This window comes from Exiguobacterium sp. s50 (assembly GCF_018618175.1).
Lineage (GTDB): Bacteria > Bacillota > Bacilli > Exiguobacteriales > Exiguobacteriaceae > Exiguobacterium > Exiguobacterium chiriqhucha.
The window spans coordinates 359,757-378,594 of sequence record NZ_JACSLP010000001.1; the positions used below are offsets into that span (position 1 = coordinate 359,757).

Here is an 18,838-nt window from a genome sequence, read left to right on the forward strand (position 1 = left end):
CTGTATAATGAAAGAGACTCAATTGACAAAGGGGATGACTAGGATGAGAAACAACGTTTTTTTGTACCATCGTAACGTCAACGACTTTACAAAAGAAGTAAAGAAATTAATCGAAATCGGTGAGAAATACGGCTTCAACGTCGTCAATCGTCCTGAAGACGCCAACATCATCGTCGCCATCGGGGGAGATGGCGCGTTCTTGCAGGCCGTCCGCTATACAGGATTCCGTCAAGATGCTATCTACGTCGGGTTTGGCCGCGGCTTGAACGAGTTTTATTGCGACTTCGATATACATAAACTCGACGAAGTCGATCGCTTGTTCTCGGACAACAGCGCCCGTATCGAAGCCGGTCTCGAAGTGCGGAAATACCCGCTCTTGTCGGCATCCATCAATGAATCGACTCCGATGCTTTGTTTGAACGAAGCCTCAATCAAGTCGAGTATCATCAAATCGCTCGCCATCGAAGTGTACATCGACGACCTCCATTTCGAGACGTTCCGCGGTGACGGCATGGTCGTCTCGACACCGACCGGCTCGACAGCGTACAACAAATCACTCGACGGCGCCATCGTCGACCCGCTCATCCCATGTATGCAAGTGAGCGAGATCGCCTCGGTGAACAATAATCGTTACCGCACGCTCGGCTCGTCGTTCATCGTGCACGACTCACGCAAACTCTCGCTCCGCATCGTTGAGGACGGGAACGACTATCCGATTATCGGCATGGACAACGAGGCGCTCAGCTTGAAGTATACAGACCGCATCGATATCGAACTGTCTGACCAGGTCATCAAGACGGTCAAACTGAAAAACAACTCGTTCTGGCACAAAGTCCAACGCTCATTCTTCTAAACGACAAAAGGCTAGCCGTCCTCGTGGATGGCTAGCCTTTTTTTATTACGTGTTGACGACGTCGGCCTCGTATACCGGAGCCCCGTCGACGACCGTCATGACGAGTCGGTTGTCGAGGATGTCGCGTCCACGCAAGTCGAAGAAGTCCTCTTCCCACACTGTGAACGTCGCGTTATAGCTCTGAATCAACAAGCCGTCGCGTCCGTGTGTGCCTGTGGCGACACGTGGTGCATACGTGAAGCTACGGAGCGCCTCATACATCGATAGGCGTTCCGGCGGGTTGAGCGCCCCTGACTCCTCAAATGACTGACGGGTGACCGCCGCATACAAACCTTTCCGTACATCGACGGTAGAAATCGGGGCGTCACTGCCTCCAAGGACGAGCGCTCCCGTATCGAGCATCGATTTGAAGCGGTAGGCGTCATCGACGCGGTCGTTGCCGAGCCGATCGAACAACAAGTTCATGTCGTCCGACAAGAAAATCGGTTGGGCATCAATCAACACCGGCAACGCTTGAATCCGTTTCAAGAGCGCGTCGTTCAAGAGTGAAGCGTGAATGATTCGGTCTCTCGTCCCGCGCTTGGCCGGATATTTCTCAAGCAGCGTGATGAACTGTTCGGCGGCGGCGTCCCCAATCACGTGGGCCGCCACGTTCATCCCGTAGGACCGCGCCTTTTTGACAAGCGCCTCGAGATGATCCGGACGATGGACCTCGATTCCCCGCTGTGCCGGATCATCCGTGTACGGTTCCGACAAGAGTGCCGTCCGTCCCCCGAACGATCCGTCGACGAACAATTTCATCGCCCCGAAATCAAAACGCGGGCGCTTGGCGAGCGCATCGTGACGAATCAACGTATCGACGACTTGTTCATGGACGAGCAGATGCGCGTGGAACGGGAGGTCCGCCAACACGTCTTCATACGCTTGAATCGTCTCGAGCGGGTCACCGTGATAGAACAAGTCTTCCGTATGGGCATTGACGATGCCGTGGGCGAACAGAGAGTCGATGGCCCGGTGGAGCGAGGCGACATTTTTCTCGCGATTCCCGCCCAGCTCTTTGTGGAGCAGGTCGAGCGCCGCATCGTACAGTACCCCGTTCAACTTGCCGTCCGCATCGCGTCCGAGCTTCCCGCCTTCGATGACGGTATGATGAATCAAGCCGAGCCGTTCCAACCCTTTCGAGTTGACGACGGCAACGTGGCGACAGACCCGTTTCAAGACGACGGGGCGGTCCGGAATGACGGCATCAATCATCTCACGCGTCGGCATTTCGCCAAGCAGACGGTCATTGAACCCTTCCGCGACGATCCAATCGTCGTTTCCACCCTTTTGCTTCATCGATTCGAGCAGAGCTTGCAAGTCCGTCGTCTCGGTCGCATCGATCCGGTCGAGCGCTTCCCCGTACCCGATCAAGTGGATGTGTGAGTCGGTGAACGCCGGATAGACGCTCTTCCCTTCAAGATTCACAATTTGCTTGATTCTTCCGGCGTATGTACGACGAAGGTGGCCTTCTTCCCCCATCTTCAAGATCCGGCCGTGCTCCACGTACATGGCACGAGCTTGTTCATGCTCTTTGTTCATCGTATAAATCTTTCCGTTAACCCATAGCGTTCCCATCACAAAATTCCTCCTCGATTCAAAAAAGATTGACGTACACGTTAATTCCCGTTTACGTCAATCTTCATGCATCATTATTTTCGTAATAGCTCTTGCTGTTCCAATCCTTTTTCGACACGTTGGCGAATCTCACGGGCCGCACCTTCATCGAAACGTCCGAGGACACGCTCGCCAATCTCGACGGCCGTCCCATACTCACCATGTAAAAACTTGTTCTCGGCGAGCGTCAAGGCGATATGCACCTCGTTGTCGCGACGGCGATAGCGGTTCGCATACTGCAGAAGCTGTTCGGCGTACGTGACTTGGCGCAAGAGCGCTTTGACCCGGTCCCGGAAGTTGTCCATCGTCTCTTCGACGTCGTGGCTGAGGCCGACGATATACGTCATATTAAACGGTGCTTTCTCGAACTGTTCATCCAACGATTGCACGCCTTTTTGCAACTGGCGCATATCGCTCGTCAAATCAGTCGGAACGACCGGCATGGCGCTCTTCGCGAGCAAACGGCGATGGGCAGACAGTTCGCGCTTCCATGACTCGAGTTTGTTGCGGACTTCGAGTTCTTCTTTGCGAAGGGAGTTCGTGTTCTCGATGAACCGTTCATGCATCGCACTGAACTGATCGAGCGAACGTTTCGCTTCTTGTACTTTTGATTTAATCATGCTGAACGGAATCATCTGGGCGACGAGCGCCTGTTCGATGTCGAGTACGTTCGCTGTGAGCGTCGCACGCTCCCTTTCGAGCTGTTCAAACTCTTCGCCGACACGGGCATTAATCTCGTAATTGCTGACGAGGCGGGTCATCTCTTGATGGAGACGAGCCATGACTTCACTCGTCTGGCGGTCACGTTCTTTCACGGTCGCGAATTCTTTTTTCACGTATTGGCGTGCATCGACTTCGGTCCGGAACGCTTCGAACAGCTGATCGATGTCCGAGCTGAGCTGTTGCATGTCCATCTCGAAATGATCGAAGTCGAGTTGTTCAATCCGGTCCATGAGCGCGGCCCGGCGATCTTCCGCTTGCTCGATCTCTTCCATTAAACCGAGCGGCTCAAGCGCGTAGCCGTCCATTTGCATCTCTTTATGACCCGAACGCAACTGGTTGAGCTGTTGTTTCAAATCGATTTGCACCGTGCGCACGAACTGCGGGATGACGCCGACGAGTTCACGAATCTTCGTCACTTTCTCAGACAAGACTTGGCCGGCGATATACGCCTCCGACACTTGTCCTTCCTGCTTCAACGTGATCATCTCGGTCCGCTTCGCTTCCGCTGCCGCGATTTCAGACTCGACGAGCTCGTATGTCGGGCCAAACGCACTGTTTTGGGCGACGAGCGTCTTCCGGAATTGATACAACTCTTTCTCGTCTTTTTTGACGATATCGAGAAGCGACGAATGGTGTTGATTGAACTCATCCATCTCATCGAGCATGGCGTGTACCATCGACTCGAGCTCTTCAATCAACTGTTCCGTCGCGTTCAAATCGGATTTCACTTTAAGGAAGCGATATTTGTCCAAATCTTCTTCGGCATGATAGAGCGCCTCATCGATTTGTCCCGTATGTACGCTGACGAGTTCGTCCCACGACTGATGCCACCGTTCGAACTTCTCTTTCGTCTCGCCTTCCATCGGCCATTGTTTGAACTTCTGCAGTTCAGCCGGCACACTGGCGCTGAGCACACTTTGTTTGCGCATGTCTAAATCATCAATTTTCTGGTAAAAATTCCTTCGCACGAGCATGCTTCCCAGCATGGCCCCTAATACGATGACAATGATTCCAATTAAAATTCCGTAGATTCCGTAATCCATCTCTGTCACAACCTCCAAGCCGCTTTCGTGGACTTATGTATCTAAATGAATAAATGAAGTATTTTATGAGTATAGATAATACTAATCATATTATAGAACCAATGATTTGCATAGGTTTTCCAACGGTTTAGGGAGAGAATGTTATTTTCCACGCGAATCTTTTGAGAAGACAAACCGAAAAAATGCGTGTACCATAATGCTAATTCATCATGCATTCATTCATAGGAGGGAATCAAATGTTTCAAACAACGACTTACACCGGCGATTTGGCCGCCGGGTACGACATGCTCAATAAACAGCTGGCAGCACTTCTAGAAGGCGAGACGAACCGTGTCGCCAACCTATCGAACGCGAGCGCATTGCTCAACCAGTTCCTCGACCGCATCAACTGGGTCGGCTTCTATTTAACAGAGGGAGAAGACGCCCTCATCCTCGGGCCGTTCCAAGGCCTTCCGGCTTGTGTCCATATCGCGTTCGGTAAAGGAGTTTGCGGCACGGCGGCCTCGACGCAAGAGACGCAACTCATCGCAGACGTCCATCAATTCCCGGGCCATATCGCTTGTGACGCGGCTTCTAACTCAGAAATCGTCGTCCCGCTCGTTCGCGACGGCAAGACGATCGGTGTCCTCGATATCGACAGCCCCGAGTTCGACCGCTTCTCAGATGTCGATCGCCAAGGGCTCGAGCAATTTTGCCAGACATTACTTCGCTTCATCTGATTGACAAGCGAATCGTTTCGTCGTATACTGATTTTTGTGCATGAAATGACGATAGCAGTCATTGACAGACGTATCCACCTTTCGGGCCTCGACTGAGTCGGAGGAGCATCTCGTAGCTTCGCTATCAAGTGAAGGTGCTTGAACCTAGAAAGGGGCGTCACCCGTCTTTGACACCGTTGTTCTTTTGTGCAAAATACATGAACAACAAGGAGGAGTCCAAACATGGCTCGTTACACAGGTCCAGCTTGGAAACTCTCGCGTCGCTTAGGCATCTCGCTTAGCGAAACGGGTAAAGAATTAGCAAAACGTCCTTACGCACCAGGTCAACACGGAAATGGTCGTCGTAAAATCTCTGAATACGGTCTTCAGCTTCAAGCGAAGCAAGCACTCCGTCACATGTACGGAATCAACGAGAAGCAATTCCGTCGCATCTTCAACGATGCTGGGAAAATGCAAGGTATCCACGGTGAGAACTTCATGTTCTTGCTCGAGTCACGCCTTGACAACCTCGTTTACCGTATGGGTCTCGCTCGCACACGTCGCGGAGCGCGCCAACTCGTCAACCACGGTCACATCCAAGTTGACGGTTCACGTGTAGACATCGCGTCTTACCGTGTAAAACCAGGTCAAGTCATTTCAGTTCGCGAGAAGTCTAAAAACTTCAAAGCGATCGCTGAAGCTCTCGAAGTAGCACCAGCTACAAAAGACTACGTCACATTCGATGCTGAGAAGCTCGAAGGTACATTCGTACGTCTTCCTGAGCGCGCTGAATTGAACGACCAAATCAAAGAGCAACTCATCGTTGAGTACTACTCACGTTAATGCTTTTATCCCCTTCCCTGCCTCGGCAGGAAAGGGGATTTTTTTATTTCTTTAAAATCTGTTCACGAATCCGGCCCATCTGGGTATCGAGCGCATCCGCCATCTTCGCCGCTTCAATCAACTCGAGTTTCGACGTCTCCGGGACGACGTGCTGGTATTTATAATGAAGTTTATGCTCCGTCGCCGCCCAAAAATCCATGGCGAGCGTGCGAATTTGAATCTCGGCTGGCACCCAGATGACGCGTTCCGCCAAATACACTTTCGTTCGGACGATGAGATGCAAGCTCCGATAGCCGCTCGGTTTCGGATGTTGGATGTAATCCTTAATCTCATCAATTTCTAAATCGTCCCGTTTTTTCAAATGATCGAGGATGGCGTAGATGTCATCACGAAAACTCGTGACGATTCGCACTCCGGCGACGTCAGATATATTGTCCCACAGCGCTTCCACTTCGAGGGGAAGCCCTTTTTGATTCATCTTCCGAATGATGGACGGCAACGTCTTCATCCTCGTCTTCACGTGTTCAATCGGCGAATAGCCGAGCCGCGTCTGCCAATCGAGGTCGATGATGCCGAGATCGCTCTCGAGTTCAGTGATCGCCATCTCGTAGTACCGGAATCGCTCCCGCCATTGATGGAACTGCTCGCCAAAAAATTCTTCAATGTCCATAACAAAGCCTCCTTGTCGTCTATACTTGCTATCGTAGCAGACCGAATCGATGTTGAGTCAGAAAAAAACGTCCATGTTCGCAACATTGGCGGACATGGACGCATGCATCAGACGTGACGGATCACGAAGTATTTTTTCTTACCGCGACGGATGATGGTGAACTCACCGAGCGTATCGGCGCGTGTCACCGTCTTATCCAGCGACTGCTCCCGCTCCCCGTTCAAGTAAATCGCCCCGTTTTGAACGTCTTCACGGGCTTGACGTTTCGATGGTGCAATCTTCGCTTCGACGAGAAGGTCGACAAGGTTGCGCTCGCCTTCGAGCTCGAACTGTGGCATGCCCTTGAATGCGGCATCCATGTCTTCTGGTTTGAGCGTTTTTAAGTCGCCACTAAAGAAGGCAGTCGTGATGCGTTGCGCTTGATCAAGACCCGCTTCTCCGTGGACGAGTTTTGTCATCTCTTCAGCGAGACGACGTTGGGCGACACGCTTCTCCGGTGCAGCGACCACTTCTGCTTCGAGCGCCAAGATGTCTTCGTGCGACATGAACGTGAAGTATTTGATGAACTTGATGACGTCAGCGTCGTCGACGTTAATCCAGAACTGGTAAAACTCGTACGGCGTCGTCTTATCGGCGTCGAGCCAGACTGCACCACCGGCCGTCTTCCCGAATTTTTGACCGTCCGACTTCGTCACGAGCGGCACCGTCAACCCGAACGCCTTCTCTGAGTGACCGAAGCGGCGGATGAGTTCGAGTCCAGCCGTGATGTTGCCCCACTGGTCGCTGCCCCCGACTTGAAGGCGGCAGTTCTCGTTTTCGTACAACTTCAAGAAGTCGAACGATTGCAACAACATGTATGAGAATTCCGTGTACGAGATTCCGTTCTCCAAACGTGAGTCGACCGAGTCTTTGGCGAGCATGTAGCTGATCGGGAAGTGTTTCCCGATATCACGTAAGAAATCGATAATCGATAACTCTTCCGTCCATTCGTAGTTGTTGCGGATAGAGATTGGATTCTCACCTTCGAGCGGGAGGAAACGGCTCAATTGGTCTTTGATTCGATCCGAGAACTGTTTGACCGTGTCGAGCGTGTTGAGCGAACGCTCGTCCGAACGACCTGATGGGTCACCGATCATCCCAGTCGCGCCACCGACGAGGGCGATGACGTGGTGTCCCGCCTCTTGGAAACGTTTGAGTGTTAAAATCGGGAGCAAGTGCCCGATATGAAGCGAGTCCGCCGTCGGGTCGAACCCGGTGTAAAGCGTCGTCGGTTTGTTCAACTGTTCTTTCAATCCTGCTTCGTCCGTCATTTGGTTGACGAGACCTCGAAATTCTAAATCCTTCAATAATTCCATCTGTTCCACTCCTTCGATTGACATAAAAAAACGTCCCTTCTCATATGAGAAGGGACGGAGATTCCGCGGTACCACCCTAATTGCCACAGCTGTGGCCACTTGTAGCGAGAGATAACGGTCTCGACCCGGCCGAACGGCACGCTCCAAAAGTGTAATTCATCGATTGACATTGGCTAGTTCACAGCACCCACTAGCTTTCTGGACAAGCGGTCAGTCGACTACTTCGCTTTCTTCATAGCATCTTTGTTTATGGACTATGCTTTACATTTTATAAGTTCTATTTCCAAATTGTCAACTGGAAGATGGAAACTTGCAGCCGACAGTTGATTGGGAGGAAGGTCGGCAATGACTTGTGCTATAATCGTATATATTACTGTCCAAAATAGTTTTACACCATATTAAGGAGGCTGTCATGCTGCAAAAGATTCGAGACACATGGAACCAACCAAAGTCCTTGAAAGCCCGCCGTTATGCCAATGTATTTTACGATGTATCCTGGAACGTTCTGCTCCTAACGATTATATCGGTCGTTCTCATTGGATTTTTAGGCGCCGGGATCGGAGCGGGTTATTTCGCTTCACTCGTCAAGGATATGCCGGCACCCGCTTATAAGACGATGACGTCACAAATCAACACGTACTCATCGACTTCTGACATTTATTTTGGAAGCGGTGAACGAATCGGAAACTATACGACGGATGAAGTACGGATTCCCGTCGCCGTCGACAAAGTTTCTCCGTTCGTCGTCGACGCGTTACTCGCCACAGAGGACGTCGAGTTTTACGAACACGATGGTGTCGTCCCGAAAGCGACGCTCCGTGCCATCTTACAAGAAGCGACCGGTTCGGAAGATCGGACCGGTGGCTCTACGCTCACACAACAGCTCATCAAGAACCAAATGCTGACGAACGAAGTGTCGTTCGAACGAAAAGCGAAAGAGATTTTACTCGCCCTTCGCCTCGAGAAAGCAATGAACAAAGATGAGATCTTGAACGCGTACTTGAACGTCGTCTCATTCGGACGAAACTCGATGGGACGCAACATCTCAGGGATTGAAGCAGCCGCTCGCGGTGTCTTCAACACATCGGCTGAGAAGTTGACGTTACCACAAGCCGCTTTCCTCGCCGGGATTCCGAAAAACCCGTTCCTTTATACACCGTATTACCAAGGCGGTGTCATTAAAGAGGACGTGGCACCGGCCATCAACCGGATGAAGACGGTACTCAACCGGATGTACGTCGCCGGGAAGATCACGAAAAAAGACTACGACGCTGCATACAACTACGACATCACAAAAGACTTCATGAAGACGCAATCGAAGCCGCGTGACCGCTATCCGTATGTTGTGCAAGAAGCTGAACTACAAGCCCGACAAATCGTCACGAACTACTTGCTTGAACAAGACGGCATCGTCTTGTCAGATTTAAAAACGGAAGAACAAAATACCATCCGGTCAACATATGCCAAACGTGCACACAATATGTTGCGTCAGGGTGGATTCAAGATTCATATGACGCTTGACAAAAAAGTTCATGAGGCGATGCAACAACCGGCTAAAAATGCCAATAACTTTGATAAAGATCAATACATCAAAGAAGAAGATCGGACATTGCCTGAACAGACGGCATCAATCATGATTGAAAACAAAACAGGGCGCATCCTTGGTTTTGTCGGTGGTCGTTATATTAACGGCAAGACAGATGAAGTAAACCGCGCCATGCGCATGGAGCGTCAAATCGGATCGACGGCCAAGCCAATTTTGGTGTATGCCAACGCGATTGAAGCTCGAATGATCACACCTGAGACGGTCATTTTAGACGAAGAGTATTTCTACAAATTTACCGGTCCGGGACAGCCTAAAAAAGAAGTTTTAAATGAGAGCAGAACGCATAACGGTCCGGTGACGGCCCGCGAGGCATTGAAGCGTTCCCTCAACGTCCCTGCCGTTAAGATTTACGAAGAACGGAACCAGAAAACTGCTGATACGCAAAAACTCGTCGATATGGGCATCGAAGTATCGGAAGCGAACCGAAATGCATCATCGATGGCTCTAGGCGTCGGAGAAGTCAGCCCGGTCAACTTGGCCGCATCTTACGCGATGCTCGCAAACTACGGCGAACATGTCGAGCCATACTTCATCGAACGCATCGAATATAACGGTGAGACCATCTTCGAGAAAAAAGCGAAAAAGACACGCATCTATACTGACCGTACGTCTTATCTCGTCATCGACATGTTGCGTGATGTCTATACGTCAGGAACAGCGACGTATGCCAAATCGCTCTTAAATGTCCCTGGCGATTGGATGGGTAAATCTGGTACGACGAACGAACGACGCGATTCGTACTTGGTCGGTTCGAACCCGAACGTCACGCTCGCCGTGTGGTCTGGTTTTGACTCACAATTAGCTGAGATGCAAAACAGCTATGAAGTCGGTCAATATTATCAACGGACACAACGTATCTGGTCACAGACTGCCAACCGCGTATTCGCCGATAATCCTGAAATCTTCAACGCGGGTGCACGCTTTACCCAGCCTTCTAGTGTTTCTGCCGCTGACTTCAAGGACTCTGGTTCATTCTCTGAGAAGAAAAAAGTCGAAGAGAAGAAGAAGGAAGAGGAAGCGAAGAAGAAAGCCGAAGAAGAGGCGAAGAAGAAACAAGAAGCCGAAGAGAAGAAACAAGAGGCTGAAGAGCAGAAACAGGAAGCTGAAGAAGAGAAACAAGAAGCTGACGCTGCTGCGAAGGAAAAGGCAGCGGCTGACGCAAAAGCGAAAGCAGAAGCCGACGCAAAGAAAAAAGCGGAAGCTGATAAGAAGAAAGCTGAAGAAGAAGCAAAGAAGAAAGCCGAAGCTGAGAAAAAGGCTGAGGAAGACAAGAAGAAAGAAGACGCCGAAGCTGCAGACGGCGCCTAATCCGACAAGAAAGGTCGACACATCGCGTGTCGACCTTTTGTCGTTCAATCTTCCATTGTCGATAAGTCACCCGTCTCGAGGTTCAACTCCCATGCTTTCAAGACGCGACGCATGATTTTCCCGCTTCGCGTTTTCGGCAATTTGTCTTTGAACTCGATCTCACGCGGAGCCGCGTGAGCCGCGAGTCCTTCTTTGACGAACTTTTGAATCTCCGCCTTCAACTCGTCCGACGGCTCATAGCCTTTACGGAGCGCGATGAACGCCTTGATGATCTCCCCGCGGACCGGGTCCGGTTTCCCGATGACCCCTGCCTCGGCGACAGCTGGGTGCTCGACGAGACGACTCTCGACTTCGAACGGACCGACCCGCTCCCCTGCCGTCATGATGACGTCATCGACGCGGCCTTGGAACCAGAAGTAACCGTCCTCGTCCATATACGCCGAGTCACCCGAGACGTACCAGTCTCCCCAGAAGTAACTCTCATACTTGGCGTCATTCTTCCAAATTTTCCGCATCATCGACGGCCATGGCGTCTTGAGTGCCAAGTTGCCCATCCGGTGCGGCGGGAGTGGTTGACCGCGGTCGTCTAAGATGGCCGCTTCACAACCCGGGATGGCTTTGCCCATCGACCCCGGTTTGATATCCATCGTCGGATAGTTACAAATCATCATCGCGCCGGTCTCTGTCATCCACCACGTGTCATGAATCCGTAATCCGAACGATTCGTTCCCCCAACGAATGACTTCCGGATTGAGCGGTTCTCCGACCGACAGGATATGGCGGAGTGACGACAAATCATATTTTTCAAACGCCTCTTCTCCGGCACCCATGAGCATCCGGAACGCTGTCGGCGCGCTGTACCAGACCGTGACACCGAACCGTTCGATGACCGAATACCAGAACTCAGGATTGAATCGTCCCCCGACGATTACGTTCGTCGCCCCGTTCAAGAACGGTGCGAAAATCCCATAGCTCGTACCCGTCACCCAACCTGGATCGGCTGTGCACCAGTAAATGTCGTCCGGTTGCAAGTCGAGCACCCATTTGCCGGTCATCAAATGCTGCACCATGGCGTTATGGACATGCAAGACACCTTTCGGTTTCCCGGTCGACCCTGACGTATAATGCAAAATCATGCCGTCTTCGCGGTCGACCCACGTGATGTCGAGATCGGTCGAGGCATCACCCGCCAATTTGCGGTAGTCGATGATTTTCCCTGCCTCTTTTACCTCGTCACCGACGATTAAAATCGTCTCCAAGTGCGGGAGTTGATCGACCGGGATACGCGGTAGGAGCGCCTCGGTCGTGACGATGACTTTCGCTTCCGAGTCGAGCAGACGGTCGTGGACGGCTTGCTCCATGAACGCCTCAAACAACGGACCGACGATCGCCCCGAGCTTGAGTGTACCGAGCAAAATAAAATAAAGTTCTGGACTCCGTGGCATGAAGATGAAGACGCGGTCGCCTTTCTCCACTCCAACCGATTTCAGAACGTTTCCGGCCCGATTGCTTTCTCGTTTCATGTCCTCATACGTGTAGCGCTCTTCTCGTTCCCCATCGAAATAGAGCAACGCCAGCTTCGTGGCGAGTTCACCTTCTGCGTGACGGTCGATTGCTTCGTATGCCATGTTGACGTTCCCCGTCAAATTCCAAGAAAATAATGCTTCTGCTTGTGTCCACTCGAACGACTGACAAGCATCTTCATACGACGCCAATTGATGTTCCCCTGATAACGCTTTCAATTTTTCCATCGCTAAAGATTCGCCTCCCCTGTAATGAATGGTATAACCACTTTCAGTATAGTGTTAATATTATGACAAATCAATGAATTTCCAAAATCTCCAAAAGAGTGTGAAACAAGCTAAATGAAAGCGCTATAATAGAAGGTGGAAAAGGTGGTGACTCCATGGAAAAACAATATCATTCAAAGGTGTGGGAAACCTCACTCGGAGCCGTAATCATCGATGGACCGATCGAGAGCGACGTGTTGGCCACGTATCGGCTCGATGAGGGATTGACCGCATTTCGTGAACCTGAGGACCAACACAAGGCGCTCGTCGAAATCGCTGACTTGAAAGAAGGCCGCATCATCGTGGCCCGCGTCGATGACCTCGTCATCGGTTATGTCACGTATTTATATCCGGACCCATATGAACGTTGGAGTGAAGGGAACGACCCCTATATCCTCGAGCTCGGCGCGATCGAAGTGAGCCCGCGCTTCCGTGGCCAACGGATCGGCAAGCAACTGCTCGAAGTGTCAATGATGGACTCGCATATGGATGACTTCTTGATTTTGACGACCGAATATTATTGGCACTGGGACTTGAAAGGGAGCGGGCTCTCTATCTGGGACTATCGGAAAGTGATGGAAAAGATGATGAACCACGGCGGACTCGTCTTCTTCCCGACCGATGACCCGGAGATTGCCTCGCATCCGGCCAACTGTCTCATGGCACGGATTGGCAAGAACGTCCGGCAAGAAACGATCGACCATTTCGATTCGCTCCGGCTGCGGCGCCGGTTCATGTATGACTAAGGAGGGACCTGGATGTTGATTGAACAAATGATGAACCGTCATGTCGTGACGATTCAACCGACCAACACGATCGCCCATGCGGCCAAGCTCATGCGTGATCATAAAGTGCGCCATCTCATCGTCACCAACCCGGCCCGACAAGTCGTCGGAATCGTCGGCCAGTTCGAGATGAGCGGAGCGACGAGCGTGTTCCATCCGGAGAGCGAGAGCGCCGACTTCAAAAACCCCGTTTCGAGCATCATGCGTCAAGATGTGACGACGGCACATCCGTACGACTTCTTCGAAGATGCGGCCGCTCTGTTTTATGAGTATCGCCTGACCTGCCTGCCGATTGTCGAACAAGGCAAACTCGTCGGCGTCTTGACCGAGACAGACTTATTGCGTTACTTCGTCCAATTGACGGGCGCGCTCGAGCCGAGCTCTCAGATTGAGCTCTTGGTCGAGAACACGACGGGGACGCTCGAGAAAGTGACCCGGCTCCTCGCCAAGACGAACGTCAACATCATCAACGTGTTCGTTCACCCGACGCCCGACCCGTATAAACGCATCATCTCGTTCCGCGTCCAGACGATGAATCCGCTCCGCATCATCGAACGGTTGAAACGCGAAGGTTATGACGTGCTCGGTCCGGAGATGTCCCAATGAGACCGGCCTACATATTCGGGGAGAACGAGAACTCGTACCGCTTCCATGCGGATCATCCGTTCAATCCGGTCCGCCTGGAGCTGACGACGTCCCTGCTCATCGCCTCAGGTAAACTTCAGGCCTCCGAGTGCATCGCCCCGTCCCTCGCCTCGGTCGAGTCGCTCGCGCTCGTCCATGACCTTGATTATATCGAAGCGGTTCAAGCGGCGGCGGCCGGTGAGCTGTCGACATTGAAAGCGAACAAGTTCGGCCTCGGCACTGAAGACACGCCGATTTTCCCAACCATCCATGAAGGGGCGGCCCGGCTCGTCGGGGGCACCGTTCACGCACTCGATTTGGTCGCGAGCGGTAAACTGGAGCGCGCCTTTCACGTCGGGGGCGGCCTCCATCACGGGATGAGGCGGAAAGCGTCCGGATTTTGCGTGTATAACGACGCAGCGGTTGCCATCGCCCACGTCCGTAAAGCGTACGGCAGCCGGGTCCTCTATGTCGATACTGACGCCCACCACGGAGACGGCGTACAATGGCTGTTTTATGACGATGACGATGTGATGACGTTATCCATCCACGAGACCGGCCGCTACCTGTTCCCGGGGACAGGAGCCGTCACAGAGCGCGGCAACGGGAATGGGTACGGCTATAGCTGGAACGTCCCGGTCGATGCGTTCACCCAAGACGAGTCGTTCTTGCGCTGTTACGAGACAGTGTTCCGGGAAGCGTGCGAATGGTTCAAGCCGGATATCATCGTGACGCAGAACGGGGCCGACGCTCATGCCTTTGATCCGTTGACGCACCTTGCCTCGACGATTCGGACGTTCGAACAGATTCCTCAAATCGCCTCTCGACTTGCCGACGAGTATACGGAAGGAAGACTCGTCGCCCTCGGCGGCGGCGGCTATGATTGGTATCGAACCGTACCCCGGGCTTGGGCGCAAGTGTGGGCCGGACTGACGCGCGAGGCGCCGTACAGCGGCGACATTCCGTCCGAATGGATCGAGCAGTGGCAGGACAAAGCGGATTTAGCCTTGCCGACACGCTGGGATGACCATCCGTACACGTTCCAACATATTCCCCGACGCCAACAAATTGAGGAGAAAAATTGGGAAGTGACGAAACGGGCGTTCTGGCCGTTCATTTCGAACGATCGCAAATCAATATATGTCTAAAAAAATCCCCTCGTCCGCGGAGTGACTCCGACAGGCGAGGGGATTTTTATTCAGTCTTGACGTACCGAATCGCGACGTTCGATGCGGTGCGGCAAGACAACGTTCTTCTCTTCGACTTCTTCCGCATTCAAGATTTTCGTCAAGAGACGCATGGCAACGGCACCGATGTCATACATCGGTTGGACGACCGTCGTCAATTTCGGACGAATCATCGTAGCGAGACGCGTGTTATCATGGCCGACGACTTCAAAATCGTTCGGGACCGAGAAACCGGCGTCTTGAATCGCGTGAATGACACCGAGTGCCATCTCATCCGTACCGGCGAAAATCGCTTTCGGGCAATCGTCACGTTCGAGCATCTTCTGCATCGCCTCAAGGCCTGATGCGTACGTGTAATTCCCAAGGACGACGTCACTCTCACGGAACGGGAGTCCGGCGTCGTCAAGGGCACGGCGGTAGCCAGAGAATTTCTTCTCGCCATTGATTTGTTGCTCGAGTGGACCTGTGATGAAGCCGACTTGTTTATGACCGTGGCCAATCAACATTTCGGTCGCGTCGTATGCCGCTTGCTCATAATCGATGTTGACCGCAGGGAGGTCATACCCTTGGTTGAGTGTCGCCGCGAGGACGATTGGGACCGGTGACTTCTTAAACTCGTTGACGAGGTCTTCATGCAGACGACCGCCCATGAAAATGATGCCGTCGACTTGTTTCCCGAGCAATGTGTTCAACAAATGGATCTCTTTGTCACGGTTCGAGTCCGAGTTCCCGAGGATGATGTTGTACTTGTACATCGTCGCGACGTCCTCGATTCCGCGGGCAAGGTCTGCGAAGAAGATGTTCGAGATATCTGGGACGATGACGCCGACCGTCGTCGTCTTCTTACTGGCCAGTCCACGTGCGACAGCGTTCGGACGATAGCCGAGACGGTCAATCGCATCCTGGACTTTCTTGCGGGTCGTCGGTTTGACGTTCGGGTTTCCGTTGACGACGCGTGAGACGGTTGCCATCGACACCCCGGCTTCTCGTGCGACATCATAGATGGTTACATTGTTACTATTCATTAAAACTCCTCCTACAAGCAATGATTTTCAAACGATTTTCAAAAAACGTGTCAAAAAAGGAAGACAGGTATCTGTCATCATTTTACCCTGTCTTCACGCTATATAAAACGTTTCCAATTGGAAAGCTTACTTTTTCACCAAATCAAGTTGAGGGAACTGGGCCGTTAGCCCGTCCACGAATTGATCGAACTGATCGAAATCGAGTTGTTGCTGGGCATCCGATAAGGCGATGGCCGGGTTCGGGTGTACTTCCACCATGACCCCGTCCGCTCCGACTGCAAGCGCCGCTTTGGCCGCTGGCAGTAACAAGTCGCGTCGTCCTGTCGAGTGCGTCACGTCGACCATGACCGGCAAATGCGTCTCTTGTTTCAAAATCGGGACCGCGGTGATGTCGAGCGTGTTGCGTGTCGCCCGTTCATATGTCCGGATACCGCGTTCGCACAAGATGACTTGGCTGTTGCCGCTCGCCATGATGTACTCGGCCGCATAGATGAACTCTTCAATCGTAGCCGATAAGCCACGCTTCAAGAGCACCGGTTTATCCGTCTTCCCGACTTCTTTCAGCAAGTCGAAGTTTTGCATATTGCGCGCACCGACTTGGATGATGTCCACGTATGGAAGTGCCGATTCGACCGCACCAGGCGTCATGATTTCAGAGATGACCCGTAAGTCATGACGATCTGCCGCTTGCTTCAGCAGTTTCAATCCCTCGAAGCCGAGACCTTGGAAGTCGTATGGTGAAGTACGTGGCTTGTACGCCCCGCCCCGCAAGATTTTCACTCCGGACAGCGCCAATTTCTCAGCGACGGCGTTCACTTGCTCAAACGATTCGACCGCACATGGTCCCGCAATCAGTTGCGGACGTCCATTGCCGATTTTGACATCATCGAGCGTGACGATCGTGTCTTCGGCTTGGCGTTTCCGTGAAACGAGTAGCGTCTTGTCACGGTCTTCGCCTTGCAGTTCGGCCGAAGCTTTAAACATCTCTTTGAACAGATGTTGCAAGCGAGCCGTCTCGAACGGACCCGGATTCTCTGCCGCGATGAAGTCGAGCATCTCACGTTCACGTACCGGATCGTATCGCTCCACACCTTGCAGACGTTTTACTTTTCCAATCTCAACAGCGAGTGTGCCACGGCGGCTGAACAAGTCGAGCATCTCACGATTCAACTCATCCATCTCGCGACGTAATCGATTCAACTGATCTTGTGGACTCATAATTACCCTCTCATTTCTAAGCCGTTCTTTCCAGATTCCTAATTATAACGAACTTTAATCGCTTTGTCATAGGGAAATGGGCTGACGACACAAAATCAACAAAAAAAAGCGCCCGGCTAGTCCCGGACGCGTCATCACTTATTTGTTGCCGTTTTTAAGGTCTTGCTTCAAGTTGTTCAATTCTTGTTTCGACTCATCGTCGAGCAAGTCTTTCACAGGTGCCTCGAAGTCTGACTCATAGTCTTCCGACTGGTCACGGCTGCTCGTTGTGTTTTGTTTGTTTGCAGCCGATTTCGTCGCGTTCGATTTGTTCGCGTTCGGCTTACTGTCTGATTGTTTCGGTTTGTCTGTCGACGCTTCTGACTTCGACGACTCGTTTGACTCATTTGAAGCTTTCGCTTCGTTCGAATCTTTTGCTTCGTTCGACTGCTCTTCTGAAGCCTTATCGAGTTGCTCTTTCACTTCGGCTTCCGCCTCCGCTACGAGTTGATCAGCTTTCTCCATCGCTTCTTCGATTGACAATTCGTCTTCATCGACTTGTTGTTTCAATTCAGCCGCTTCACGGGCCTTGTCTTTGACGAGGTTTAAGACCGGAGCCGCTTTATCGCTCGCTACTTTAATCCATTCGCCGACGACCGGTTCTGCTTTTTCACGAACTTCTTTCGACTTGACGGTCAATCGCTCACGCGACGTCGCCGTTTTCTCGTCGAGGTATGTCCGTACTTCACGTCCGCTCTTCGGTGATGTGAGGAGTGCTACTGCTGCACCAATCACGCCGCCGAGGACGACACCTGCTAAAAACCCACCGCTTGATTGCTGTTCATTCGTATATGTCTTGTTCTTGTCATATGTCATCGTTACTTCCTCCTTGTGATAGTTATGATTTGATTGTATCGTCTGTCGCAATCAACCCTGGTGAAACCGTAGTCGGTTCTTGTTTACGGTCCCGACGGCCGCGACGACGTGATGGTCGTTCGTCTGAAGACGTTTCTGTTTTGTTTTTCTTAAATAATTCTACAGCGACCGATCCCCAACGTACCGCTTGGGCAATCTGCTCTTTATTCTCGTCTGCTGCTACGTGAACAGAAGAAGAAACCGTCCGTACCGACTCTGTCACTTCGTTGAGTGACGTGCCGAGCTCATCAAGGGCGTGTGCCACCGGTGCGAGCAATTCTGTTTTCTCCTCGACGTTATCCACGAGACGGTTCGTCTTATGTAAGAGCGCCGTCACTTCCATTGTGATTCCGTCTAATTGACGTTCTAAGTTTTCAGTTGTGTTGGCGACGCTGCCGAGTGTCCGATTGACGTTCGACAAGACACGTGCCAAGAAAAATACGAGTACGACAAATGCGAGTGCTGCGACGAGCCCTGCAATGCCTCCTAATGTGATTTCCATGCATCCATTCCTCCTATTCGATAATGTGGTGGTTTCATTATAGCACCATTATGACTCA

Annotated in this window: 16 protein-coding genes and 1 other annotated feature; of the genes, 7 read left to right on the plus strand and 9 right to left on the minus strand. The window is 52.0% G+C overall.

The features are described from left to right. The first annotated feature begins 34 nt into the window (after positions 1-34). Positions 35-853, plus strand: a complete 819-nt coding sequence (locus tag KNP68_RS01880; RefSeq protein WP_031199840.1) for an NAD kinase — start codon at positions 35-37, stop codon at positions 851-853. Between the two features lie 45 nt (positions 854-898). Here KNP68_RS01880 and KNP68_RS01885 read toward each other — a convergent pair whose 3' ends face one another. Together KNP68_RS01885 and ezrA are read right to left on the minus strand one after the other, a co-directional pair. Further along, the gene (locus tag KNP68_RS01885) at positions 899-2,470 is read right to left on the minus strand and encodes an amidohydrolase (RefSeq protein WP_021065601.1); all 1,572 of its coding nucleotides are present in this window, start codon (positions 2,468-2,470) and stop codon (positions 899-901) included. 74 nt (positions 2,471-2,544) lie between these two features. After that, complete coding sequence (ezrA, locus tag KNP68_RS01890; protein WP_029595170.1) at positions 2,545-4,275, minus strand: septation ring formation regulator EzrA; 1,731 nt, start codon at positions 4,273-4,275, stop codon at positions 2,545-2,547. A gap of 236 nt (positions 4,276-4,511) precedes the next feature. Between ezrA and KNP68_RS01895 the strand changes: the two genes are divergently transcribed. Together KNP68_RS01895 and rpsD are read left to right on the plus strand one after the other, a co-directional pair. Next, on the plus strand, positions 4,512-4,994 hold the full coding sequence (locus KNP68_RS01895; protein ID WP_021065599.1) for a GAF domain-containing protein: 483 nt from the start codon (positions 4,512-4,514) through the stop codon (positions 4,992-4,994). Between the two features lie 222 nt (positions 4,995-5,216). Further along, the gene (gene rpsD / locus KNP68_RS01900; protein ID WP_029595169.1) at positions 5,217-5,816 is read left to right on the plus strand and encodes a 30S ribosomal protein S4; all 600 of its coding nucleotides are present in this window, start codon (positions 5,217-5,219) and stop codon (positions 5,814-5,816) included. Positions 5,817-5,859: 43 nt separating this feature from the next. On the opposite strand, the gene KNP68_RS01905 is transcribed toward rpsD, so the two are convergent. After that, positions 5,860-6,486, minus strand: a complete 627-nt coding sequence (locus KNP68_RS01905) for a GTP pyrophosphokinase (RefSeq protein ID WP_029595168.1) — start codon at positions 6,484-6,486, stop codon at positions 5,860-5,862. A 107-nt stretch (positions 6,487-6,593) separates the two neighbouring features. Continuing rightward, positions 6,594-7,841 (minus strand): tyrosine--tRNA ligase, encoded by a 1,248-nt coding sequence (gene tyrS, locus KNP68_RS01910; RefSeq protein WP_029595167.1) that lies wholly within the window; start codon positions 7,839-7,841, stop codon positions 6,594-6,596. A 47-nt stretch (positions 7,842-7,888) separates the two neighbouring features. Continuing rightward, positions 7,889-8,086, minus strand: a binding site (T-box leader). A 167-nt stretch (positions 8,087-8,253) separates the two neighbouring features. Between tyrS and KNP68_RS01915 the strand changes: the two genes are divergently transcribed. Next, positions 8,254-10,755 (plus strand): transglycosylase domain-containing protein, encoded by a 2,502-nt coding sequence (locus tag KNP68_RS01915; RefSeq protein ID WP_029595166.1) that lies wholly within the window; start codon positions 8,254-8,256, stop codon positions 10,753-10,755. Between the two features lie 44 nt (positions 10,756-10,799). Here the strand turns inward: KNP68_RS01915 and acsA are convergent, their stop codons facing one another. Further along, entirely contained in the window at positions 10,800-12,506 is a 1,707-nt protein-coding gene (acsA, locus tag KNP68_RS01920) for an acetate--CoA ligase (protein WP_021065594.1), read from the minus strand. A 155-nt stretch (positions 12,507-12,661) separates the two neighbouring features. On the opposite strand from acsA, the gene KNP68_RS01925 reads away from it, so the two are divergent. The 3 genes from KNP68_RS01925 to KNP68_RS01935 are packed head-to-tail and all read left to right on the plus strand — an operon-like array spanning position 12,662 to position 15,102. Continuing rightward, positions 12,662-13,291 (plus strand): GNAT family N-acetyltransferase, encoded by a 630-nt coding sequence (locus tag KNP68_RS01925; RefSeq protein WP_058764004.1) that lies wholly within the window; start codon positions 12,662-12,664, stop codon positions 13,289-13,291. A gap of 12 nt (positions 13,292-13,303) precedes the next feature. Then, entirely contained in the window at positions 13,304-13,936 is a 633-nt protein-coding gene (locus KNP68_RS01930) for an acetoin utilization AcuB family protein (protein ID WP_021065592.1), read from the plus strand. Next, positions 13,933-15,102, plus strand: a complete 1,170-nt coding sequence (locus tag KNP68_RS01935) for an acetoin utilization protein AcuC (protein WP_131471300.1) — start codon at positions 13,933-13,935, stop codon at positions 15,100-15,102. Before KNP68_RS01930 ends, KNP68_RS01935 begins: the two co-directional genes overlap by 4 nt. A 50-nt stretch (positions 15,103-15,152) precedes the next feature. Here the strand turns inward: KNP68_RS01935 and ccpA are convergent, their stop codons facing one another. From ccpA to KNP68_RS01955, 4 genes are all read right to left on the minus strand, one after another. After that, complete coding sequence (gene ccpA, locus KNP68_RS01940) at positions 15,153-16,166, minus strand: catabolite control protein A (protein ID WP_021065590.1); 1,014 nt, start codon at positions 16,164-16,166, stop codon at positions 15,153-15,155. Positions 16,167-16,292: 126 nt separating this feature from the next. Further along, the gene (locus tag KNP68_RS01945) at positions 16,293-17,384 is read right to left on the minus strand and encodes a bifunctional 3-deoxy-7-phosphoheptulonate synthase/chorismate mutase (RefSeq protein ID WP_131471301.1); all 1,092 of its coding nucleotides are present in this window, start codon (positions 17,382-17,384) and stop codon (positions 16,293-16,295) included. Between the two features lie 138 nt (positions 17,385-17,522). Further along, positions 17,523-18,239, minus strand: a complete 717-nt coding sequence (locus KNP68_RS01950) for a YtxH domain-containing protein (protein WP_021065588.1) — start codon at positions 18,237-18,239, stop codon at positions 17,523-17,525. A 22-nt stretch (positions 18,240-18,261) separates the two neighbouring features. Then, positions 18,262-18,780: a DUF948 domain-containing protein gene (locus tag KNP68_RS01955; protein WP_021065587.1), complete on the minus strand. Its 519-nt coding sequence runs from the start codon at positions 18,778-18,780 to the stop codon at positions 18,262-18,264. Positions 18,781-18,838 lie beyond the last annotated feature (58 nt).